Consider the following 22,344-nt stretch of genomic DNA (forward strand, 5'->3'; position numbering starts at 1 on the left):
ATCAATCTCATCATACGCCTTGAAGTCGCCGAAATACTTCGTGATCGCCGCCGTCAACGTCGTCTTGCCATGGTCAACATGACCAATCGTGCCAACGTTCACATGCGGCTTGTTGCGCTCAAACTTCTCTTTCGCCATGGCTTCGGCTCTCCGTATTCAAAACGAATTCTGTTGGGACGCCGGTAGGCCCGGCATCGGATGGTTAGTGGATCAGGCGTACTTGGACTTCACTTCGTCAGCGATCGCCTGCGGCACCTGCTCATAATGATCAAACTGCATGGTGTACTGTGCACGACCCTGGGTGGAGGATCGGAGCGATGAGACGTAGCCGAACATGTTGGCTAGCGGCACAAACGCGTTGATAACAGTCGCGACGCCGCGGGTCTCAGTGCCCTGAATTTGCCCACGCCGTGAATTCAGATCACCCATCACCGAACCGGAATACTCATCCGGCGTGACAACTTCGACCTTCATGATGGGCTCAAGCAATTTCGGCCCGGCTTTCTGGACCGCCTCACGAAACGCCGCGCGACCGGCGATTTCGAACGCCAGAACCGAGGAGTCAACGTCGTGATAAGCACCGTCCGTCAGCGTTGCGGTGATATCAAGCATCGGGAACCCGGCGATTGGACCTGAGGTCATCACTGAGCCAATACCCTTCTGCACACCAGGGATGTACTCCTTCGGGACGTTTCCACCCACAACGGTGTCGGTGAAAACGTAGCCAGAGTTCGCTTCGCCCGGTTCAATCGTCAGCTTAACGCGTGCAAATTGACCCGAACCGCCAGACTGTTTCTTGTGCGTGTAGTCGACATCAGCGGTCTTGGTGATCGTCTCGCGATAGGCCACCTGCGGCTGGCCAATATTTGCTTCCACCTTGAACTCACGCTTCATGCGGTCAACCAAGATATCCAAATGCAATTCACCCATACCGGCAATAATCGTCTGGCCGGACTCGTGGTCGACCTTGACACGGAACGACGGGTCTTCCGCCGCGAGCCGGTTAAGCGCAATGGACATTTTTTCCTGGTCGCCCTTGGTCTTCGGCTCGATTGCGATCTCGATGACTGGCTCAGGAAATTCCATACGCTCAAGGATCACGGGCTTGAGAGGCTCGCACAGCGTGTCGCCCGTGGTGGTCTCCTTGAGGCCAGCAATCGCGACAATATCGCCAGCATAGGCTTCCTTGATATCTTCGCGGCTATTTGAGTGCATCAACATCATCCGACCGATCCGCTCGCGCTTGTCCTTCACCGAGTTCAGCAATGACGAGCCCTGTTCGAGCTTGCCGGAATAGATACGACAGAAAGTCAGTGAACCGACGAACGGGTCGTTCATGATCTTGAAAGCCAGCAATGACAAAGGCTCGTCATCAGAGGCTTTCCGGTCGGTCTCTTCCTCGGTCTTGACGTCGATACCCTTAATAGCGGGGATATCCACGGGAGACGGCAAGAAATCAACAACAGCGTCAAGAAGCGGCTGTACGCCCTTGTTTTTAAATGCAGAACCACAAAAAACAGGGAAGAAGTCAACGTTACACGTACCCTTACGGATCAAAGCCCGAAGCGTGTCGTTGTCTGGCATGTCACCTTCGAGATACGCTTCCATCGCATCGTCATCCAACTCGACGACGACCTCGATAAGCTTTTCGCGATACTCTTCCGCTTTTTCCTGAAGATCCGCCGGAATGTCGACCACATCCCAAGCGGCACCAAGTGTCTCGTCACGCCAAATGAGCGCTTTCATCTCGATGAGATCAACAATACCAGCAAATTCGTTTTCGGCGCCAACCGGAAGCTGCATGACAACAGGAGCCGCGCCAAGGCGCTCCTCGATCATCTCAACCGAGCGATAGAAGTCAGCGCCCAGCTTATCCATCTTATTGACGAAAATCATGCGCGGCACGTTGTACTTGTCGGCCTGCCGCCAGACCGTTTCGGTCTGAGGCTCGACGCCCGCGTTGGCATCGAGCAGTGCGATCGCGCCATCTAGCACGCGCAATGATCGCTCAACTTCGATGGTAAAATCGACGTGGCCCGGCGTATCAATGATATTGAACCGACGCTTCTTGCCGTCGCGCCCTTCCCAGAAGGTGGTCGTCGCGGCAGACGTGATCGTTATGCCCCGCTCCTGCTCCTGCTCCATCCAGTCCATGGTCGCAGCGCCGTCATGCACTTCGCCAATTTTGTGCGATTTACCGGTGTAATACAGGATGCGTTCGGTCGTGGTCGTCTTACCAGCATCAATGTGAGCCATGATGCCGAAGTTCCGGTAATCCTCGATGACGTATTCGCGGGCCATTGGGGGGTGCTCCTAAGAGTCTGAAAACTTGGGTTACCAGCGGTAATGGGAAAAAGCGCGGTTGGCATCCGCCATGCGGTGCGTATCCTCACGCTTCTTGACAGCAGAACCGCGGTTGCTGGATGCGTCCAACATTTCGCCAGACAAGCGATCAACCATGGTGTTCTCGTTGCGGCTACGTGCAGCTGAAATCAGCCAGCGAATAGCAAGAGCCTGCCGCCGCTCGGTACGCACCTCAACGGGCACCTGATAGGTGGCACCGCCGACACGACGGGAGCGAACCTCAACAGCGGGGGAAACGTTGCTCAAAGCCTGATGGAAAACCTCAACGGGGTTCTGACCGGTGCGGGTCTCAATGGTGTCGAAGGCGCCATACACGATGCGCTCCGCGGCAGACTTCTTGCCATCGACCATGATCGCATTCATGAACTTGGACACAACCAGATCGCCAAACTTCGGATCAGGGTTGACGACGCGCTTTTCGGCGGCGTGACGACGTGACATCGTGAATTCCTTATCTTCGGCTTACTTCGGACGCTTAGCGCCGTACTTCGAACGACGCTGCTTGCGGTCTTTGACGCCTTGCGTATCGAGTACGCCGCGAATGATGTGGTAGCGAACGCCCGGCAAATCCTTCACGCGGCCACCGCGGATCATCACCACCGAGTGCTCTTGCAGGTTATGGCCAACGCCGGGAATGTACCCGATGACCTCAAAGCCATTCACTAGCCGGATTTTAGCAACCTTACGAAGCGCAGAGTTCGGCTTTTTCGGGGTCGTTGTGTAAACACGGGTGCAAACCCCACGCTTCTGCGGGTTTTGCTCAAGCGCAGGGACTTTATTGCGCTTGACCGGCACCTGCCGCGGCTTGCGGATCAATTGGTTGATCGTTGGCATCGACGCCTCTTCATTCCTTACCTGCGCCAATCGTCAGCGTCTGAACTGACGTCTCGGCGCGAACCATTCACACAACAAACAAAGCGCCCCTTGAGATTAACCCGGGCGCTATGCAGCCAGAGGACCACCAAGGTCGGCGGTCATGTCGTGCTTTCATTTGCAGCAAAACAAAGCAGCGTTTGGTCCTACGCGTTCCTCGCAGATGCGAGACTAAGCACGCGCGGGCCACAGCCTGCCGCAACAGTGGGCGTGCGATACGACGCAGCCGCCCTGTCGTCAAGAGGTTTGCAGGGTTTTTTACCCCTCAGAGCTGCCAAGCGGTGGCGGCAAACGTACAGACCGGAAACCGCGACACAAGCATCAATATTAATTCCGCTTCACGCAAGATTGTTGCGCGGCCTCACGCCCGCTTCGGTCCTCGCCACACCCCAGCCATCGGCTGCATGCCCGAAGGGAATCATGCAAAAAAACACCCCCGACGACAAGCGCCGGGGGTGCAAGAGCTCCGATGAGAGCAAATTACTCGGCGGGTGCCTGCTCTGAGAGGTCTTCCAGAACCGCCTCGACTTCGGCTGCCTGCTCGGCTTCACGCGCATCGACGATGAGATCATCGCGCTTGCTGGCGACCTGGCGGATCTTGTTCATCATGCGACCCGTGCCAGCTGGGATAAGCCGACCGACGATGATGTTCTCTTTAAGGCCTTCGAGCGTATCGACCTTCCCGTTGACAGCTGCCTCTGTGAGCACGCGTGTGGTCTCCTGGAAGGACGCAGCCGAGAAGAACGAACGGGTCTGCAGCGACGCCTTGGTGATCCCCAGCAAGACTGGGGTCCCCGAAGCTGGCTTCTTACCATCAGCGACAAGCTGCTCGTTGAGCTCTTCAAGCTCAATGCGATCGACCTGTTCACCTGCGAGGAACTCCGAGTCTCCCGGATCGGTGATATCGATCTTCTGCAGCATCTGCCGAACGATGACTTCGATGTGCTTATCGTTGATGAGCACGCCCTGGAGCCGGTAGACCTCCTGGATCTCATTGACCAGGTAAGCCGCCAGTTCCTCGACGCCCTTGACCGCAAGAATGTCGTGCGGTGCAGGCAGACCGTCGATCAGGAAGTCGCCCTTCTGGACCTCATCGCCGTCCTGAAGCTGCATGTGCTTCGATTTCGGGATGAGATACTCGACGGGATCAGCTCCCTCCTCGTGCGGCTGGATCGCGATACGACGCTTGTTCTTGTAGTCGCGACCGAACCGCACCACGCCGTCAATGTCCGCCATGATGGCCGCATCTTTCGGGCGGCGCGCTTCGAACAGTTCCGCAACGCGCGGCAGACCACCGGTGATGTCGCGTGTCTTGGCACTTTCGAGCGCGATACGTGCAAGCACATCGCCCGCCTTAACCTTGTCCCCCGGTGACACCGAAAGAACGGCTTCGGCTGGCAGCAAGGCGCGCGCATCACCACCGCGATCAGTCTTGAGGATTTCGCCTTTTTTGTCCTTGATCACCATAGCTGGACGCAGGTCAGCACCACGCGGGCTGGTGCGCCAGTCAATAATCAAGCGCTTGGCGATCCCGGTGACTTCGTCGACCTGCTCGGACATCGAAACACCGTCGACGAGATCCTCGAATTCAACCGTACCATCGACATCGGCAAGTATCGGCCGGGTGTACGGGTCCCACTCGGCCATGCGCTGACCGCGACGGATCATGTCGCCTTCTTCGACCAGGAGGCGTGAACCGTAGGTGACGCGATGCACCGCCGCTTCCTCACCGGAATCATCGGAGACGACGATGAACATGTTGCGTCCGGTCGCAATCAGATGGCCGTCGGAGTTCCGGGAGATCGAGCGGTTGCGAAGGCTGATCTTGCCCTCATGGTTCGATTCAATGAACGAGGAGTCGACGACCTGAGCAGTACCGCCAATATGGAAGGTGCGCATGGTGAGCTGTGTGCCCGGTTCACCGATCGACTGTGCTGCGATAACACCGACAGCCTCACCGAGGTTGACCGGTGTACCGCGTGCAAGGTCACGCCCGTAACAGGTTGCGCACACGCCATGGCGCGTTTCGCAAGTCAGTACGGAGCGGATCTTGACACCCTGAACGCCGGACTCTTCGATGGCTTCGACCATTTTTTCGTCGATCAGCGCACCCTTCTCAACGACGATGTCCGCCGTTTCAGGATGAACAACATCGTCGGCTGCCGTCCGGCCCAGCACACGCTGACCGAGCGAGGCGACGACCTGACCGGCATCGACGATCGCCTGGACGCGAATACCCTTGTCCGTTCCGCAATCGATCTCGGAAATGATCGAATCCTGCGCAACATCGACAAGACGGCGGGTCAGGTAGCCGGAATTGGCCGTCTTCAGCGCGGTATCGGCAAGGCCCTTACGCGCCCCGTGAGTGGAGTTGAAGTACTCCATCACGGTCAAGCCTTCCTTGAAGTTCGACGTGATCGGTGTCTCGATGATTGAGCCGTCCGGCTTGGCCATAAGGCCACGCATTCCGGCGAGCTGTTTCATCTGCGCGGGCGAGCCACGCGCGCCTGAGTGCGCCATCATGTAGACCGAGTTGATCGGCTTTTGTCGTCCGGATTCATCATCCATTTCGACCGCGGAAATCCGCCCCATCATCTCATCGGCGATCTTGTCCGTGCACTTCGCCCAGGCGTCGACAACCTTGTTGTACTTTTCGCCCTGCGTAATCAGGCCGTCATTGTACTGCTGCTCGAACTCCTCGACCATCGTACGGGTCTCATCGACCAAGCCTTTCTTCGTATCAGGGATGACCATGTCATCTTTACCGAACGAAATGCCCGCCTTGCAGGCTTGCTTGAAGCCGAAATCCATAACCCGGTCACAGAAGATGACCGTATCCTTCTGACCGCAGGAGCGGTACACGGCATCAATCATCCGGCTGATTTCCTTTTTGGTCATCAGTCGGTTGGCGGCGTCAAATGAAAGCTTCGCATTCTTCGGCAACAGATCGGCCAGCAGGTAACGCCCGGCGGTCGTGTCATAGATCTCCGACGTTGGGTTACCGTCCGCATCGATGCTCTTGTAGCGGCCCTTGATCTTGGCGTGCAGCGTGATCGCGCCGGCATCAAGTGCAGCCTGAACCTCACCGGTCGAGCCAAACACAGAGCCCTCGCCCGGCTCGCCATCGGCTTCGATCGTGAGATAGTAGAGCCCAAGGACCATATCCTGTGACGGCACGATGATCGGCTGACCATTGGCCGGATGCAGAATGTTATTGGTTGACATCATCAAGACGCGTGCTTCGAGCTGCGCCTCGAGCGACAGCGGAACGTGAACCGCCATCTGGTCGCCATCAAAGTCCGCATTGAACGCAGTACAGACCAGCGGATGCAGCTGGATCGCCTTGCCTTCAATCAGCACCGGCTCAAACGCCTGAATGCCCAATCGGTGCAACGTCGGCGCGCGGTTGAGCATGACAGGGTGTTCGCGGATCACCTCATCGAGGATATCCCAAACCTCCGGACGCTCCTTCTCAACCAGCTTCTTGGCCTGCTTGACGGTGTTCGAATAGCCCTTGGCGTCGAGCCGCGCATAGATGAACGGTTTGAACAGTTCGAGCGCCATCTTCTTGGGCAGGCCACACTGGTGCAGCTTGAGTTCAGGACCGGTAACGATGACCGAACGCCCCGAATAGTCAACGCGCTTGCCAAGCAGGTTCTGACGGAACCGGCCTTGCTTGCCTTTCAGCATGTCGGCCAGCGATTTCAGCGGACGCTTGTTCGCGCCCGTGATCACGCGACCACGGCGACCATTGTCAAACAGTGCATCCACCGCTTCCTGCAGCATCCGCTTTTCGTTCCGGATGATGATGTCCGGTGCGCGCAGCTCGATCAGCCGCTTAAGGCGGTTGTTACGGTTGATGACCCGGCGATACAGGTCGTTCAGGTCAGACGTCGCGAACCGGCCACCGTCGAGCGGAACCAGCGGACGAAGGTCCGGGGGAATGACCGGAACGACGGTCATGATCATCCACTCAGGCTTGTTGCCTGAATTGATGAACGCATCGATCAGCTTGATCCGCTTGGCCAGCTTTTTGGGCTTCAGTTCTCCCGTTGCTTCGACCATCTCGAGCCGCAGTTGCTCGCGTAGCACCGGCAGGTCAAGATCACCAAGCAGCTTGCGGATCGCCTCCGCGCCGATCATCGCGGTGAAGCTATCAGCACCATATTCGTCCTGCGCCTGCAGATACTCTTCTTCGCTCATCAACTGGTTGTGCGCGAGCGGCGTCAGGCCCTGTTCGGTGACGACATAGTTTTCGAAGTACAGGACCCGCTCGACATCCTTCAGCGCCATGTCCAGAAGCGTCGCAATCCGGGAGGGAAGCGATTTCAGGAACCAGATATGGGCAACAGGTGCCGCCAGTTCGATGTGGCCCATCCGCTCGCGGCGCACCTTGGTGAGGGTAACTTCGACGCCGCACTTTTCGCAGATGATGCCCTTGTACTTCATCCGCTTGTACTTGCCGCAGAGGCACTCATAGTCCTTGATCGGACCGAAAATGCGGGCACAGAACAGCCCGTCCCGCTCCGGCTTGAACGTGCGGTAGTTGATGGTTTCAGGCTTTTTGATCTCACCAAAGGACCAGGAGAGGATTTTCTCCGGGCTGGCGAGCGAAATACGGATCTGGTCGAAGCTCGGCATCGTCGACTGAAGGTCACGGCCGAAAACGTTCTGTAGTTCCTGGTTCAAAGCGTGTCTCCTGGGTCTCAACCCGAAGCGCTGTCGATGGCCCTGCGCCGGTGGCCATGCAACGCGCTTGTTTCAATCATCATGTCACGCGCACTCAAGCGGCTGGATTGCGCATCTCCAGCCGCTCGGTTCTTCTGTTACTCCGCAGCGTCCTGCGTCGGGATATCGACATCAATTATGCCATCATCTTCCTCGTCATCCTCAGCGCTCTGCGCCAATTCGACGTTGAGGCCGAGCGACCGCATCTCTTTGACAAGGACGTTGAAGCTCTCGGGGATGCCAGCTTCGAACGCATCCTCGCCGCGCACGATGGCCTCGTAGACCTTCGTACGGCCGGCAACGTCGTCCGATTTGACGGTAAGCATCTCCTGCAAGGTGTAGGCAGCGCCGTAAGCTTCAAGCGCCCAGACCTCCATCTCACCGAAGCGCTGACCGCCGAACTGCGCTTTACCGCCCAGTGGCTGCTGGGTGACGAGCGAGTACGGACCGATCGAACGAGCATGAATCTTGTCGTCCACGAGGTGGTGCAGCTTGAGCACATATTTGTACCCAACCGTTACCTTGCGATCGAACTGATCCCCGGTCCGGCCATCATAGAGCGTCACCTGGCCCGACTTATCGAGACCGGCCTTTTCAAGCATCTCCGAGACATCGGGCTCGCGAGCCCCGTCAAAGACCGGCGTCCCAATTGGAACACCTTTCGAAAGTTGCTTGCCGAGGCCCTCAAGATCATCGGCAGACAGTTTGTCGGTATGGACTGCATCGCCGTAGATCGACGCGACCCGCTCCTGCAGGAGCTTCACATCGTTCTCGCGCTGATACGCTTCAACGGCCTGCTGCAATGATTTGCCGAGACCGCGGCAGGCCCAGCCCATGTGGGTCTCAAGAATCTGGCCCACATTCATGCGAGACGGCACCCCAAGCGGGTTTAGCACCACATCGACCGGCGTTCCGTCTTCGAGGAACGGCATATCTTCCTGCGGAACGATCTTCGAGACCACGCCTTTGTTGCCATGTCGACCGGCCATCTTGTCGCCGGGCTGAATCTTGCGCTTCACGGCGATGAAGACCTTCACCATCTTCATCACGCCTGGGGGTAGCTCATCACCACGCTGCAGCTTCTCGACCTTGTCCATGAACCGCTGTTCAAGCTGGTTCTTGGACTCGTCATACTGCGCACGCAGCGCCTCGATCTCACCCATGGCGGTGTCGTCGTCGAGCGCGAAGGTCCACCACTGTGACCGTGGATATTCGTTGAGCACGTCGACGGTGATCGCGTCACCTTTCTTGTAACCCTTCGGTCCCGCCGTTCCCTTCTTCCCGGTCAGCATATCCGCGAGACGGCCGTAAACGTTGCGGTCAAGGATCGCCTGCTCGTCATCGCGGTCTTTGCCAAGGCGTTCGATTTCCTCGCGCTCGATAGCGATCGCGCGCTCGTCCTTGTCGATACCGTGCCGGTTGAACACGCGGACCTCAACAACCGTGCCCTTCACGCCAGGTGGGACCCGCAGTGAGGTGTCGCGAACGTCTGACGCTTTCTCACCGAAGATGGCGCGCAGAAGCTTTTCTTCAGGCGTCATCGGCGACTCGCCCTTAGGCGTGATCTTGCCGACAAGAATGTCGCCCGCTTCGACCTCTGCCCCAATGTAGACCATTCCAGCCTCATCAAGGTTCTTCAGCGCTTCTTCCGAAACATTTGGAATATCGCGGGTGATCTCTTCCGGACCAAGCTTGGTGTCGCGCGCCATCACCTCGAATTCCTCAAGGTGGATAGAAGTGAAGACATCGTCTTTCACGATGCGCTCGGACATCAGGATGGAATCTTCGAAGTTGTAGCCATTCCAAGGCATGAACGCGACGAGCACATTCTTGCCGAGCGCCAGCTCACCCATCTCCGTTGACGGGCCATCAGCGATGATCTCGCCTTTCTTGACCTCGTCGCCGATCGACACCAGCGGACGCTGATTGATGCAGGTGTTCTGGTTCGACCGCTGGAACTTCATCAAACGATAGATATCGACGCCCGGCTTGCCTGGATCGAGCTCTTCGGTCGCGCGCACAACGATCCGGGTTGCGTCGACCTGCTCGACGATGCCTGTCCGGCGAGCGCCGATGGCTGCGCCAGAGTCACGGGCTACCACCCGCTCCATGCCCGTTCCCACGAGCGGTGCTTCGGCGCGCACAAGAGGCACGGCCTGACGTTGCATATTCGAGCCCATCAGCGCGCGGTTGGCGTCATCGTTCTCAAGGAACGGGATGAGCGACGCAGCAACCGAAACCAGCTGCTTTGGCGAAACGTCCATCAGGTCAACGCGCTCACGCGGCGTCAGCATGACATCGCCCTGGTGGCGACACACAACAAGATCGGCGATGAAGTTACCGTCATCGTCGAGCTCAGCATTGGCCTGCGCGATGTAGTGTTTCGCCTCTTCCATTGCCGACAAGAAGACGATGTCATCGGACACGCCACCTTCGCTGACCTTGCGATAGGGCGTTTCGATGAAGCCGTACTTGTTGACGCGGGCATGGGTCGCCAGTGAGTTAATCAGGCCGATGTTCGGGCCTTCCGGCGTTTCGATCGGACAGATTCGGCCGTAGTGCGTCGGGTGCACGTCGCGCACCTCAAAACCGGCCCGCTCACGCGTCAGACCACCCGGGCCAAGAGCCGACAGCCGGCGCTTGTGGGTAATCTCAGACAGTGGGTTGGTCTGATCCATGAACTGGGAAAGCTGAGAGGAACCAAAGAATTCGCGCACGGCGGCTGAGGCCGGCTTTGCGTTGATCAAGTCCTGCGGCATCACGGTGCCGATCTCAACGGACGACATGCGCTCCTTGATAGCCCGCTCCATACGCAGCAAGCCGACGCGGTACTGGTTCTCCATGAGTTCACCCACCGAACGAACGCGGCGGTTACCCAGATTGTCGATATCGTCGATCTCGCCTTTGCCATCTCGCAGGTCGAGCAAGGTGCGCAGGACCTCAAGGATGTCCTCTTTGCGCAGCGTGCGCACCGTGTCCTCGGCGTCGAGGTCGAGGCGCATGTTCATCTTCACGCGGCCAACGGCGGACAGATCATAGCGCTCGGGATCAAAGAAGAGCGAATCGAACATCGCTTCCGCCGCCTCGATAGTTGGCGGCTCACCGGGACGCATAACCCGATAAATATCGAACAGTGCTTCGCCGCGCGATGCGTTCTTATCCGCAACGATCGTGTTGCGGATGTAAGCACCTGTGTTGACGTGGTCGATATCCAGCAAAGACAGCGACTTGAAGCCATGCTCGGCGAAAGTCTCCATCAGTTCTTCGGTGATCTCTTCGCCAGCTTCGGCGTAAATTTCGCCGCTTTCCATGTTGACGATGTCTTCGGCAAGATACTGCCCGAGCATGTCTTCGGACTCAACACGCAGAAACTTCAGCCCGTCGTCCGCAAGGCGCTTGGCCTGGCGAGGCGTGATTTTTTTGCCAGCCTCAACCGCAACTTCGCCGCTCTGCTCATTAATCAGATCGCGCGTGACCTTCATCCCTTCCATCTTTTCGGCGACGAACGGCATCTTCCAGCCGCTCTTCGTCTTCGTGTGCGTGGAAGCGGTGTAGTAGGTGTTCAGCACATCTTCGGGATCCAGGCCCAGCGCGAACAGCAGCGATGATACCGGGATTTTCCGACGACGGTCGATGCGCGCATGGACGATGTCCTTGGCGTCAAACTCAATGTCGAGCCATGAGCCGCGATAAGGGATGATGCGCGCCGCGAACAGAAGCTTGCCCGATGAGTGGCTCTTGCCTTTATCATGGTCAAAAAACACACCAGGAGAGCGGTGCATCTGAGAGACGATGACGCGCTCCGTGCCGTTGACGATAAACGTACCGTTCGTCGTCATCAGCGGCATGTCGCCCATGTAGACGTCTTGCTCCTTGATGTCCTTGACCGACTTTGCGCCGGTCTCCTCGTCAACATCAAAGACGATCAGCTGAAGGTTGACCTTGAGCGGCGCTGAGTACGTCATACCCCGTTGGCGGCACTCATCGACGTCATATTTCGGCGCTTCAAATTCGTAGCGCACAAATTGCAGCATGGCGGTGCCGGCAAAGTCTTGGATCGGAAAGACCGATTTGAAGACCGCTTGCAACCCTTCCTCAGGCCGCCCGCCTTCGGGCTCATCCACCATAAGGAACTGCTCGTACGACGACATCTGAACTTCGATGAGGTTTGGCATCTCCGCGACTTCACGGATGCTGCCAAACATACGCCGCGGCCGCGAACGCTCGTTAAAGCTTGTGACCGGAGTCGTATTCATCGTGCGGGAAAGATCAGTGCTCGTAACGTCGATATGCGCCATGTTCACTCCTTGTATGGATCTGCTGCCAAAGGACCGCCCGGGGGTGGCCGCCTCTTTAGCGCAAGATCACCTGGAAACCGCTTTGCAAGGTAGCTGCCTTGCCCAACCGTTACCGGGTCACCTTGTTGTTTTGTCAAACGCGGTGTCGCCGATGCCTACCGGAGACGACAAAAGGATGGCACCGGAGCGGCTGTCACCGTCCGAGGCCATCCGATTAACCTGATTCCGACCATGGTACGCGGTCGGGGCAACCCGGTGGACGCACCACCGGGCAATTCCATAAGCCAAGCCTATTTCAGCTCCACCGAAGCGCCTGCTTCTTCGAGCTTGGTCTTGAGCTCTTCAGCTTCAGCCTTGGCAACGCCTTCTTTGACGGCCTTTGGCGCGCTTTCGACCAGATCCTTGGCTTCTTTAAGGCCAAGACCGGTAATCGCACGCACTTCCTTGATGACGTTGATCTTCTTGTCACCAGCCGACGCGAGAACGACGTCGAATTCATCTTTCTCTTCAGCGGCTTCTGCACCAGCGGCAGCGCCACCACCTGCAGCGGCCACAGCGACCGGCGCAGCGGCGGACACGCCCCATTTTTCTTCAAGCATCTTGGAAAGCTCAGCAGCTTCCAGGACGGTCAGGTTGGACAGGTCGTCCACGAGTTGTTCAAGATTTGCCATTGTTCCGTTTCCTAAATGGGTCAATTCGTTCCGTTTGAAAAGCCGCTTACGCTGCTTCGCTCTTGTCGGCATAGGCTTGGATCACACGGGCTAGGCCACCCGCCGGCGCGTTGACAACCTGCGCAATGCGGGTTGCGGGGGTGTTGATCATCCCCACAAGCTTGGCACGCAGTTCATCAAGCGATGGCATCGTCGCCAGAGCCTTGACGCCATCGGCGTCGAGGTGTGTTGCTCCCATAGCTCCACCAATGAGAACGAGCTTCTCGTTCGCTTTGGCGAAATCGGAGGCAACTTTCGGGGCCGCAACGGGATCATCCGAGTAGGCAATGAGTGTCTGCCCTTCGAACAAATCGATAATGTGCGCGGCTTCCGTGCCGTCAAGAGCCAGTTTTGCAAGGCGGTTTTTGGCGACCTTCACCGTGCCACCGGCCTCGCGCATCTTCGCGCGCAGGTCAGTCATCTCGGCGACGGAAAGACCACCATAGTGGGCAACAATCACAACGCCGGCCGACGTAAAAACGTCGTTCAGCGAAGCAACCATTTTGCGCTTTTCCGCTCTATCCACTGTCTCTCTCCATTTGGCCATTGGATATCGGCACGAAGGCCGAAAACCAGGGCCGGTTTCATTTGGCCAGCAGCATGCCGGCCGACGTTAAACCTGCCCCGACCGCACGTTTTGCAACATGCATGGCCGAATAACGGTTGAACCGACCACAAACGATGCATGACCGTCTGTCATCTGTTCTTCGCGTCTCATGCTGGCCTGGGGTTTCCAGTTTAAGCCGACGACCCAGAAAAGGCCGCGACACCCGCAATCTCGGACAGGTGTGCCGGGACAAACTGCCTCGACACCACCGGGACCGAACACCGAAGCCCGGTCCGCGATTTCCTCACGACCCAAGCGCTACGAGGCGCTCAAGGTCGAAACATCAAGTTTGACGCCGCGGCCCATCGTCGATGAGACCGCCGCGCGCTTCAGATAGGTACCTTTGGCGCCTGCCGGCTTGGCCTTATTGACCGCATCTGCGAAGGCCCGAATGTTCTCCGCCAACTGATCTGCGCTGAACGATGCCTTCCCAACACCAGCGTGCACAATCCCGGCTTTCTCGACGCGAAACTGCACCTCGCCACCTTTGGCATTCTTTACTGCCGTCGCCACATCCATGGTGACCGTGCCAACGCGTGGGTTCGGCATCAGCCCGCGCGGGCCTAGAACCTTCCCGAGCCGGCCCACAAGCGCCATCATGTCAGGGGTCGCAATGCAACGGTCGAACTCAATCTCTCCGCCCTGGACCTTCTCAACGAGATCCTCGGCGCCGACAACATCTGCGCCAGCTGACTTGGCTTCGTCGGCCTTTTCGCCGCGGGCGAATACGCCCACCCGAACCGACTTACCAGTCCCGTTCGGCAATTGAACGACACCGCGAACCATCTGATCAGCATGCCGCGGGTCAACACCCAAATTCATGGCGACTTCGATGGTCTCGTCGAACTTTGCGGTTGCCCGCTCTTTGACCATCGAAACGGCTTCATCGAGGCCGTACAAATGATCGCTGTTCAGACCTTCGTCTGCCGCTTTGAGTTTTTTCGTTACGCGCGCCATCGTCAGCCCTCCACCTTCAAGCCCATTGAACGGGCGGAGCCCTCAACCATACGCATGGCCGCCTCGACAGTTGTTGCGTTCAGGTCCGCCATCTTCTGTTCGGCTATCGAACGGATATCGGCTTGACTGAGGGTCGCGGCAACTGCCCGGCCGGGCGTCTGGGAACCCTTTTGAAGCTTCGCTGCCTTCTTCAGGAAGAAAGACACAGGCGGCGTCTTCATCGTGAAGGTAAACGACTTATCTTGGAAAATGGTGATCACCACCGGCACGGGGGCGCCTTTTTCCATTTCCTGCGTCTGTGCATTGAACGCCTTGCAGAACTCCATGATGTTCAAGCCACGCTGGCCCAGCGCCGGCCCGATCGGCGGGGATGGGTTGGCAGCACCGGCAGGAACCTGAAGCTTCAGGTATCCAGCAATTTTCTTCGCCATAGTTCAGTCCCAATAAGATGGCCGTGCGCATGGCGCGCCGACCGGTTGCGGGTGTGTGGTGCGATCAGGCAGCGGCGGCGAAACCACGACCTTCTCTCCCACACGCTTTGCCAGCGGGGAGCCTAAAGCTTCTCAACCTGGCCATACTCCAATTCGACCGGAGTAGCCCGACCGAAGATGGAAACAGAAACTTTCAGACGCGCCCGCTCGCCATCAACCTCTTCAACGATACCGTTGAACGAGGCAAACGGGCCGTCGGAAACACGGACCTGCTCTCCGACATCGAACGTAATCGACGGCTTGGGCCGTTCGACACCTTCTTGAACCTGATTGAGAATGTGCTCGGCTTCGGCGTCGGAAATAGGAATCGGTTTCTTGTCCGAACCCAAAAAGCCGGTCACTTTCGGCGTGTTCTTGATCAGGTGATACCCCTCGTCGGTCATCTCCATGCGCACCAGCACATAGCCAGGGAAGAACTTCCGCTCGGTATCGACCTTACGTCCGCGCCGAACCTCAACAACCTTCTCGGTTGGAACCAAAATCTGCTCGAATTGATCCGACAGGCCCTTTTGCTCGGCACCTTCACGAATTGAGTCAGCCACCTTCTTTTCGAAGTTGGAGTAAGCGTGGACGATATACCAGCGCATAGCCATGAAGCGGCCTCCTCTACCGTCCGATTTCGAGCAGTTGACCAACGACGAAGTTTAGCACCTGGTCCGCGGCCAAAAAGAAGATGGCAGCCAGAAACACCATGATGAAGACCATGATTGTCGTAACGGTCGTTTCGCGACGCGACGGCCAGACAACCTTGGAAACCTCCTGCCGCACTTCCTGCAGGAATGTGAAGGGGTTGGTCTTCGCCATCGATACCTTGCCTTGATCCCGATCAATTCAGTCTGTTGTGCTCAGTAGCTGCCATCGAACACCTTCGAGGGGGCAGAAATGACTAGGGTACTGAGCGAACCGCTTCGAGCCGGATTTCGTCGGCGGCAACAGTCCCAAACTGCTCACCACCAGACAAACAAACAAAGGCGTGCGGACTCGCCACACGCCAATATGGAGCGAGTTAAGCTGAGAACGCCGTGAAATCAAGACCAACTGGCTGTCTTTTTTTTCCCTTATCGTCGGGTCCGACGGTGTCCGTACAGCCAGCCTAGCGATCCACACTCAACAGCGAACCTCGCAAACCGCCGACTCCATCAAGGCCTTGCCGGCTCCGTTGAAGACGCGACGGCAGCGCTCACAGGAATGTTGCATGCTCATACCGCTCGAACTCAAACGGTGAATTGGATCGCACGTAGCCTTCAAGCCGTCTGTCAAACAACGCCCGATCATAGCCTTCCTGCGTGTCGGGGGACGGCAAATGCGGATTCATGTCGCGCGAATATTGCAGTGAAGTCAGGTCATCCTTCTGAGCGAACAGCGCGGGAAGGAAATTCTCAAACGTTCCGACTTCGATCACATTATGCCGGTGCCATGCTGCAAAAAACTCTGGCCCATACTCACCGGTAATCCGACGGTTGATCAGGCGGGCAACCGGATTACTCCCAGTTGCCCCGATTACAACTTCGTAGTGGTAGTGCACACCAAGGTGTCGCCCTCCCTCGAGGACATCCTTGAAGTGGATACGCAGCATCATGACCGGACCAACCCCAGGTACGGCTTTACCCATCGCCCAGCCATCGGGGCCAACATAGAAAACCTTCAGCTTGCTATCGACCGCATAATCCCAGCCATAGCGTTCATACTGCATGGCCTCCCGGATTCGGATCGAGCAGCCCGGCTGAGCAACTCCGCCCGGCCCAACGGCGCCGGACAGGTCCGCGCTGAGATGGTCCACAGGGTGCCAAAGCCAATAGCCGGGCACCTGCCTGCCCTCGTACCCCGGCACATCTTGAAGACGCACGCGCAGCCTTGTGAAGTTCAGAAACCACCAATGAATCATCTGCGTTGAGACGCCGCGCAGCAGGGCATGGTTGAGGACCACGCAGAACTGACCATTATCTTTCTGATGAATGTCGAAATGCGATGAGCTCACAGGCTTGTTGATCCAGCCGAAGTCTCTCGCTGCGGGCATTTGAAGGTCGGGCATCGAACCGGACTCCTAAACAAAAGCATCAAGGCGTGATTGGACTTGATGGTACAAAGGAGATCGGGGACGGCGATGAACCTCGGTTAACTGGAATCCGTTTTTCTTCGTCGCAGGAACCGCGACAGACCTTGAGGCGTCACGCCCAAAAAACGAGCGACATCTTTCTTCGGTACGGATGCAATGACGCTGTGATGATACTGTTCGAGGAACTGATACCGCGTCTCTGTCTGTCCCGATGTCTTGGCGCCGATCAGCTCCTTGGCGAAAAGATGCGCGTCAATCATCTTCAGCCTCAGATACGTACCGAAGAAGCCGCCCTCCAGATATTGCTGCCGAAAGATTCTGTCGGGGATTGCAAGCCCCACGACGTCGGTAGAGGCGATCAAATCATCTGATGCGATGTCGCGTGTCCACACGCTGGTGAAGTTGGCGCAAATGCTTCCCGGTTCGAAAAAACGGGCTATCGTTGACATGCCAGTCGTCCAGGTTTGTTGGGACGCGGCAATTCCATCAGACAGGAATACCCAGCTATCAGCTACGCGTGCTTGGCTCTGGATGATATCACCCGCCGGCACACGGACAGACGTGCAGCCTTGGGTAATACGAGCCCATTCATTCGGGTCGCTGATCTCCACCAACCGTTCGACATCTTGCCTCAGCAATGCCCGGGCGTCACTCACCTGCAAGATCCACCTACCACCCTTTCAACCTCACCAGTCTGGTGGGCGACGTCCTGCCATTCAAGATTTCGCGCTTTTACCGGAGAATTTCTCGGCCAAATCTTGTACCATTCAGACAGGCACCAAGACGAGCCAATTGCCGTTTTCAAGAGACGGTTTCATCGACCGGTTGGCAACCTGATAGCCAATAGCAAACCTGGGCGGGGGAGCAGCTGAAAGCCAGTGGCAGGGGCAGCAGGGTTCGAACCCGCGACCTACGGTTTTGGAGACCGTCGCTCTACCAACTGAGCTATACCCCTAAGTCGCACGGCGCTGGTTAGTCGTAATGCCAATGAAGATCAAGAGCGTGATAAACCATCACAACCTGCACGAGCCGCTGCAAAGCTATGCGCTTTCAAGACTTTCGACGGCGCAAAGCGGCTCAGTTTTCCCACAGAATGTGTTTCATACGGTTGTTTTACGTAGGGATAGCCGCGAACTTGTTTACCAGACTATGTCCAGTAAACTTTTGCTAATGTAGCCGCAGTTTCCACGAGCTTGTTACCACCTTCTTTGACCCGCTGCGGCAGCCATTGGAGGACATTCCGTGAAGACACTGAACGCCACGTACGCCCCCGCAATCTTCAAGGGCATCATAGCCTTTGTGTTCGTAGCAGCCGGCATCGCCAATCTTATGGGCGGAATGGCGACAGATCTGGAGCGCCTGGGCTTCCCTGGCTACTTTTCGACCATCATAGGCGTTGCCTATTTGCTCGCGGTCGTCTGCATCTACCAGACCACGTTCCTTTTTCTGCAAGAATGGGCCTATGGCGGCATGGCCGTCGCTCTCGTCGGTGCTGCCGCAAGTCACGTGTTTGCCGGCGATCCTTTGGCGAACGCCATGCCCGCCTTCATTCTTCAGATCATTTTTGTTGTCGCTTACGTCCTTCGCGCGCGTACGCCTGAGCTTGCAACGTAAGCCGGGAGCACAAACGCATGAACCCGATTAGCCCCTGTTTGAGATTGCTGTCAGCCCTGCGGCCCGCACTGTTTTCCGCCGTCCTTGCATCGTCTGTCGCTGCAGCCACCCCGGCCGCAGCCGATCAGACGACCTACGTTCGCGACATCTTCTATTCCTCCATGTCAAATTGGGAGGACTATCTCGATTTTGCCGATGATCTGCAGGAAGTTGTTTGGACGCACAACTCGTTTTCAGAGTTACAGACGTGGCAGATGTGGCTTCATAACGCCATAACCAGCGAAAATAGGTCCTTCGAAGCGCTGGCTCAAAGTCGCCTACTAGATTTGGGCATGACCGAGGGTGAGCTTGTTGCGCTCTACCATCTTGATCCCCGCGTCTTTGACGAAAGCGAGCTTGCCGTCTTTCGATTTTCTCAACGCGCCGGAGTTCTGCCGGTCCGCGTCAACCCGAACGACATCAACGCTTTGAGGCTTCATTTCGATGAGCGTGAGATCGTCGATATCATGGTTCTCAACAGCTATGGCGCGAAATTCAATGTCATCTACGGCACCGGCTTCGTGTCGGACCCGGCGCTCCATCCCGAAATGGCAGTCGCAGGGTTGACGCCGGATCTGATCGCCCTTCGGCAAAAGAAACAAGAAACCTCATCAGGTTTCGAACGGCGTCAGTTCTTTGAATCGCCAATTCTCTCGCCCCAGCTCTCCGCGCCCTACCTGGGCATGGATTGGCTGATGTTTAACGAACATGAGTTCGACGTGGCAACGTCATGGGAGTTCTTCATGGTTGGGATGCGCGCATCAGACTGTAAGCACTGCCAGACCCACGCGGCGTTAGGCATGCTCTATGAGGGCCGCGACCACGAGCGCATTCAAGATCTCTACCGTTTCGAGACCGATCGTGGGGCCTCCGGTGCGTTTACCGCCCGCGAGATCGCCATGTACAATTTCGTGCGATCCGCAACGCAGCTGCCGACGCAGATGAACACCGCCGTGATCCGCGATACCGAGCGCCACTTCAACCGCTCGGAAATCGACCATCTTATCGGTGTTTCAGGCGTGATAGCTTTTCTGTCCAATTACATGCAGATATCCGCTGTCGTTACCGACCAGGAGAGCGTCAATTTTGCCGAAAAAGTGCTGGCGCCATTGGGCTGGCATCTCGGACGCCATGCGGGCTGGCCCGAAGAGCAGCGCGCAATGCATCCAACAACGCTTCACAGGCTGACGGAAGGTCAGTCAGCCATGGACAAGAACCTCGTGTTCTATCGCAACGCGTTCCAATATGTGCTCGTCAACTACTGGTTTGATCGCTTAGCCGCGCCGGCATTCTTGATCGCGTTTCAAGTCGCGCTAGCATTCGCGTTTCTCGGCTTTTACCGTCGCCGAACAACCGTAATGGGTGCATCAGGTCCAACGACCCGGTCGCAAAACCAGGGCGCTACGGCTGGGCGATTGATTGCCAAACCGCAGGCAACCGCGTCCGACTAGGTCACGTTTGGACGCCTTACAAAACAGCGAGGCAACCGTAACAACCAATCCAAATGCCAGGCATATAGCCCGCGTAGCTGATCATGCACGATCGCCCACCGCTTCCAGCGCTTCGATATCTGCGCCGACAATCGCCGCCTCGTGGGCCAGGATGGTCTCGATGGACCAACCCCACCAGCGCACCGCATTGATCCGCGCAACTGTGCGTTCATCGAAGCGCATGCGCACAACCTTTGCCGGGTTTCCGGCGACAATCGCGTAATCTGGAACTGTACCGCTCACGATGGCCCCTGCCCCAACGATGACACCATTGCCGATCCGTGCGCCTGGTAGGATGATTGCCCGGGTCCCGATCCAGACATCGTGACCCACAATCGTGTCCTTGGCGCCAGATGGCATGCTTGGTCGGCTGTGATCGATGCCGCCTTCGAGGCCATCAAAGACTGCGAACGGGAAGGTTGAGACCCCATCCATCCGATGGTTTGCCGATGACGTTATGAACTGCGCACCATCGGCAATCTGGCAGAAGCTGCCGAGTACCAACTTTTCCCGGTTGCCACCAAAAAGGTACGGCGCGAGGGCCATGGCCCAGTCTGCGGGAGGGGTGTGAGCCGACGCATAGGTGTAGCGCCCCACCTCCCAACGCGGATGATTGATGGCGGCCTGCAGAAACACCGTCCCCTTATGGATTGAACCGTCTGGGAGCGTGATCGGGTGCAATGTATCTAGCGCCGGAAAAGGCATTAGGCGGACGCTCGGCGAAGGGCCTGCTCCAGATCGGCGATCAGGTCGTCAGCATCTTCGATGCCAACCGACAGTCGCAAAAGACGCGGATGCACCGGGAACCCCTCGCCTGAAACCGTCTTTCGGTGCTCAATGAGGCTCTCGACACCGCCAAGCGACGTCGCCGGGTAGAACACATCACAGTATCGGCATACGTCGATTGCCGTCTGCTCCGTCCCCTTGACGACAATCGACATCATTCCGCCGAACTGCCCACTGGTCTGGCGATTGGCGATCTCATGACCTGGATCGGTCTGCAGGCCAGGGTAATGGACCGCCTCCAGCAGCGGATGACCCTCGAAATGCTCCGCGATGGCCATCGCGTTGGCGCTTGCCTTCTCTGTCCTGAGAAAAAGCGTGCGCATGCCGCGAATGAGGAGCCATGCATCAAACGACTGCAGCACTGTGCCTTGGAGCTTTCGGATCAATGCGATCTGCTCCCAGAACCCGCCTTCGCCGCCGGTCTCCCGTACGGAAAGCGCCCCAGCGGTGACGTCTGAATGGCCACCAAGATATTTGGTGGCTGAGTGAAACGATATATCCGCGCCGAAGTCGAGCGCGCGGCACATGTTGGGAGGCGTACCGGTACAGTCGGTGATGAGCTTGGCACCCGCATTGTGTGCGAGTTCCGCGGCTGCGCCGATATCGGTGACCTCCCAGTTTGGGTTGTTTGGCGTCTCAACCCAGACCAGCTGCGTCTTTCCCGGCTCAAGGGCGGCCTCAAGCTCAGCAAGGTCACCAGCCGTGTAGCTCGACAGGCTTATCCGACCGTTTGCCTGGTAGTTTTGGAGTTGCATGCGCACGCCGTGGTACATCACCTTCGGCGCTACGACGTGTGCGCCTGTTGCTAGGTGCTCGATCACCGCCGTCGCTGCCGACATCCCCGACGCAAACAAAAGCGCTTCAGTTCCCGCTTCGAGTTCAGCAATGATGGCTTCGGCGTGCGCCGTCGCTTCCGACCCGTCGCGGCGATACCAATAGGGCTTGCGGACCTGGTAATTTTCGTCGCGCGCATAGGTCGCAGCGGGCTGGATCCCAGGCGTCACCGCACCGCTGCCCGGCTCGATGTAACGCAGTGCCTGCGCGATGCGGGTCTGCAGAGATGTCTGTCTGTTGCGCAACTGATCCAAGACTTGGCTCCACAAAGAGACCGGGCGGCCAACTCTATAAGAGTTGGCCGCCCGATTGAAGGACGTTTGCGAGATGCTTTGGTCAGCCCCCTCGTGGAGCTAGTTTACAATCAATCGGTAATTTTGGAGACGACGCCTGCGCCGACGGTGCGGCCGCCTTCGCGGATAGCGAAGCGCAGCTTCTCTTCCATCGCGATCGGCACGATCAGCTCGACATTGATCTCAACATTATCGCCCGGCATC

At 57.5% G+C, this 22,344-nt stretch carries 19 protein-coding genes and 1 tRNA gene; 2 read left to right on the plus strand and 18 right to left on the minus strand.

Going from position 1 to position 22,344, the window contains the following annotated elements; all coding sequences use genetic code 11:
* From AAF739_17515 to AAF739_17585, 15 genes are all read right to left on the minus strand, one after another.
* Window positions 1–138, minus strand: a 138-nt coding sequence (locus AAF739_17515; GenBank protein ID MEM6384469.1) for a GTP-binding protein, incomplete at its 3' end; no start/stop codon positions are given.
* 72 nt (window positions 139–210) lie between these two features.
* A complete protein-coding gene (fusA, locus tag AAF739_17520; GenBank protein ID MEM6384470.1) occupies window positions 211–2,301 on the minus strand; it encodes an elongation factor G in 2,091 nt (696 codons plus the stop codon).
* 33 nt (window positions 2,302–2,334) lie between these two features.
* Window positions 2,335–2,805, minus strand: coding sequence for a 30S ribosomal protein S7 (gene rpsG, locus AAF739_17525; GenBank protein ID MEM6384471.1), 471 nt, complete (start codon window positions 2,803–2,805; stop codon window positions 2,335–2,337).
* A 21-nt stretch (window positions 2,806–2,826) separates the two neighbouring features.
* Window positions 2,827–3,198, minus strand: a complete 372-nt coding sequence (rpsL, locus tag AAF739_17530) for a 30S ribosomal protein S12 (protein MEM6384472.1) — start codon at window positions 3,196–3,198, stop codon at window positions 2,827–2,829.
* Between the two features lie 519 nt (window positions 3,199–3,717).
* On the minus strand, window positions 3,718–7,926 hold the full coding sequence (gene rpoC, locus AAF739_17535) for a DNA-directed RNA polymerase subunit beta' (GenBank protein MEM6384473.1): 4,209 nt from the start codon (window positions 7,924–7,926) through the stop codon (window positions 3,718–3,720).
* 137 nt (window positions 7,927–8,063) lie between these two features.
* Complete coding sequence (rpoB, locus tag AAF739_17540) at window positions 8,064–12,221, minus strand: DNA-directed RNA polymerase subunit beta (GenBank protein MEM6384474.1); 4,158 nt, start codon at window positions 12,219–12,221, stop codon at window positions 8,064–8,066.
* A gap of 332 nt (window positions 12,222–12,553) precedes the next feature.
* The gene (gene rplL / locus AAF739_17545; GenBank protein MEM6384475.1) at window positions 12,554–12,934 is read right to left on the minus strand and encodes a 50S ribosomal protein L7/L12; all 381 of its coding nucleotides are present in this window, start codon (window positions 12,932–12,934) and stop codon (window positions 12,554–12,556) included.
* Window positions 12,935–12,980: 46 nt separating this feature from the next.
* Window positions 12,981–13,499, minus strand: coding sequence for a 50S ribosomal protein L10 (gene rplJ / locus AAF739_17550; GenBank protein ID MEM6384476.1), 519 nt, complete (start codon window positions 13,497–13,499; stop codon window positions 12,981–12,983).
* 339 nt (window positions 13,500–13,838) lie between these two features.
* The gene (rplA, locus tag AAF739_17555; protein MEM6384477.1) at window positions 13,839–14,537 is read right to left on the minus strand and encodes a 50S ribosomal protein L1; all 699 of its coding nucleotides are present in this window, start codon (window positions 14,535–14,537) and stop codon (window positions 13,839–13,841) included.
* 2 nt (window positions 14,538–14,539) lie between these two features.
* Window positions 14,540–14,968, minus strand: a complete 429-nt coding sequence (gene rplK, locus AAF739_17560) for a 50S ribosomal protein L11 (protein MEM6384478.1) — start codon at window positions 14,966–14,968, stop codon at window positions 14,540–14,542.
* 122 nt (window positions 14,969–15,090) lie between these two features.
* Window positions 15,091–15,621 carry a transcription termination/antitermination protein NusG gene (gene nusG / locus AAF739_17565; protein ID MEM6384479.1) on the minus strand — a complete coding sequence of 177 codons (531 nt, stop codon included), beginning with the start codon at window positions 15,619–15,621 and terminating at the stop codon, window positions 15,091–15,093.
* 13 nt (window positions 15,622–15,634) lie between these two features.
* On the minus strand, window positions 15,635–15,832 hold the full coding sequence (secE, locus tag AAF739_17570) for a preprotein translocase subunit SecE (protein MEM6384480.1): 198 nt from the start codon (window positions 15,830–15,832) through the stop codon (window positions 15,635–15,637).
* 376 nt (window positions 15,833–16,208) lie between these two features.
* Complete coding sequence (locus AAF739_17575) at window positions 16,209–17,060, minus strand: hypothetical protein (GenBank protein MEM6384481.1); 852 nt, start codon at window positions 17,058–17,060, stop codon at window positions 16,209–16,211.
* Window positions 17,061–17,143: 83 nt separating this feature from the next.
* Entirely contained in the window at window positions 17,144–17,695 is a 552-nt protein-coding gene (locus AAF739_17580) for a hypothetical protein (GenBank protein MEM6384482.1), read from the minus strand.
* A gap of 268 nt (window positions 17,696–17,963) precedes the next feature.
* Window positions 17,964–18,039: transfer RNA gene (locus AAF739_17585), tRNA-Trp, on the minus strand.
* A 287-nt stretch (window positions 18,040–18,326) separates the two neighbouring features.
* Between AAF739_17585 and AAF739_17590 the strand changes: the two genes are divergently transcribed.
* A complete protein-coding gene (locus tag AAF739_17590; protein ID MEM6384483.1) occupies window positions 18,327–18,698 on the plus strand; it encodes a DoxX family protein in 372 nt (123 codons plus the stop codon).
* Window positions 18,699–18,715: 17 nt separating this feature from the next.
* On the plus strand, window positions 18,716–20,188 hold the full coding sequence (locus AAF739_17595) for a hypothetical protein (protein ID MEM6384484.1): 1,473 nt from the start codon (window positions 18,716–18,718) through the stop codon (window positions 20,186–20,188).
* An 81-nt stretch (window positions 20,189–20,269) separates the two neighbouring features.
* On the opposite strand, the gene AAF739_17600 is transcribed toward AAF739_17595, so the two are convergent.
* The 3 genes from AAF739_17600 to tuf form a co-directional block, all read right to left on the minus strand.
* Window positions 20,270–20,932: a CatB-related O-acetyltransferase gene (locus AAF739_17600; GenBank protein MEM6384485.1), complete on the minus strand. Its 663-nt coding sequence runs from the start codon at window positions 20,930–20,932 to the stop codon at window positions 20,270–20,272.
* Window positions 20,932–22,101 carry a PLP-dependent aspartate aminotransferase family protein gene (locus AAF739_17605; protein ID MEM6384486.1) on the minus strand — a complete coding sequence of 390 codons (1,170 nt, stop codon included), beginning with the start codon at window positions 22,099–22,101 and terminating at the stop codon, window positions 20,932–20,934. Before AAF739_17605 ends, AAF739_17600 begins: the two co-directional genes overlap by 1 nt.
* A gap of 110 nt (window positions 22,102–22,211) precedes the next feature.
* Window positions 22,212–22,344, minus strand: a 133-nt coding sequence (gene tuf / locus AAF739_17610; GenBank protein ID MEM6384487.1) for an elongation factor Tu, incomplete at its 5' end; no start/stop codon positions are given.

This window comes from Pseudomonadota bacterium (assembly GCA_039024915.1).
Classification (GTDB): domain Bacteria; phylum Pseudomonadota; class Alphaproteobacteria; order Rhizobiales; family MH13; genus MH13.

Excerpts from the sequence above, each read along its gene's own strand:
- AAF739_17575 (MEM6384481.1), bottom strand. The coding sequence starts at position 17,060 with ATGCCCGACCTTCAAATGCCCGCAGCGAGAGACTTCGGCTGGATCAAC.
- rpsL (MEM6384472.1), bottom strand. The coding sequence starts at position 3,198 with ATGCCAACGATCAACCAATTGATCCGCAAGCCGCGGCAGGTGCCGGTC.
- nusG (MEM6384479.1), bottom strand. The coding sequence starts at position 15,621 with ATGGCTATGCGCTGGTATATCGTCCACGCTTACTCCAACTTCGAAAAG.
- AAF739_17600 (MEM6384485.1), bottom strand. The coding sequence starts at position 20,932 with ATGCCTTTTCCGGCGCTAGATACATTGCACCCGATCACGCTCCCAGAC.
- fusA (MEM6384470.1), bottom strand. The coding sequence starts at position 2,301 with ATGGCCCGCGAATACGTCATCGAGGATTACCGGAACTTCGGCATCATG.
- AAF739_17595 (MEM6384484.1), top strand. The coding sequence starts at position 18,716 with ATGAACCCGATTAGCCCCTGTTTGAGATTGCTGTCAGCCCTGCGGCCC.
- rplA (MEM6384477.1), bottom strand. The coding sequence starts at position 14,537 with ATGGCGCGCGTAACGAAAAAACTCAAAGCGGCAGACGAAGGTCTGAAC.
- rpsG (MEM6384471.1), bottom strand. The coding sequence starts at position 2,805 with ATGTCACGTCGTCACGCCGCCGAAAAGCGCGTCGTCAACCCTGATCCG.
- rpoB (MEM6384474.1), bottom strand. The coding sequence starts at position 12,221 with ATGAATACGACTCCGGTCACAAGCTTTAACGAGCGTTCGCGGCCGCGG.
- rplK (MEM6384478.1), bottom strand. The coding sequence starts at position 14,968 with ATGGCGAAGAAAATTGCTGGATACCTGAAGCTTCAGGTTCCTGCCGGT.
- secE (MEM6384480.1), bottom strand. The coding sequence starts at position 15,832 with ATGGCGAAGACCAACCCCTTCACATTCCTGCAGGAAGTGCGGCAGGAG.
- rplL (MEM6384475.1), bottom strand. The coding sequence starts at position 12,934 with ATGGCAAATCTTGAACAACTCGTGGACGACCTGTCCAACCTGACCGTC.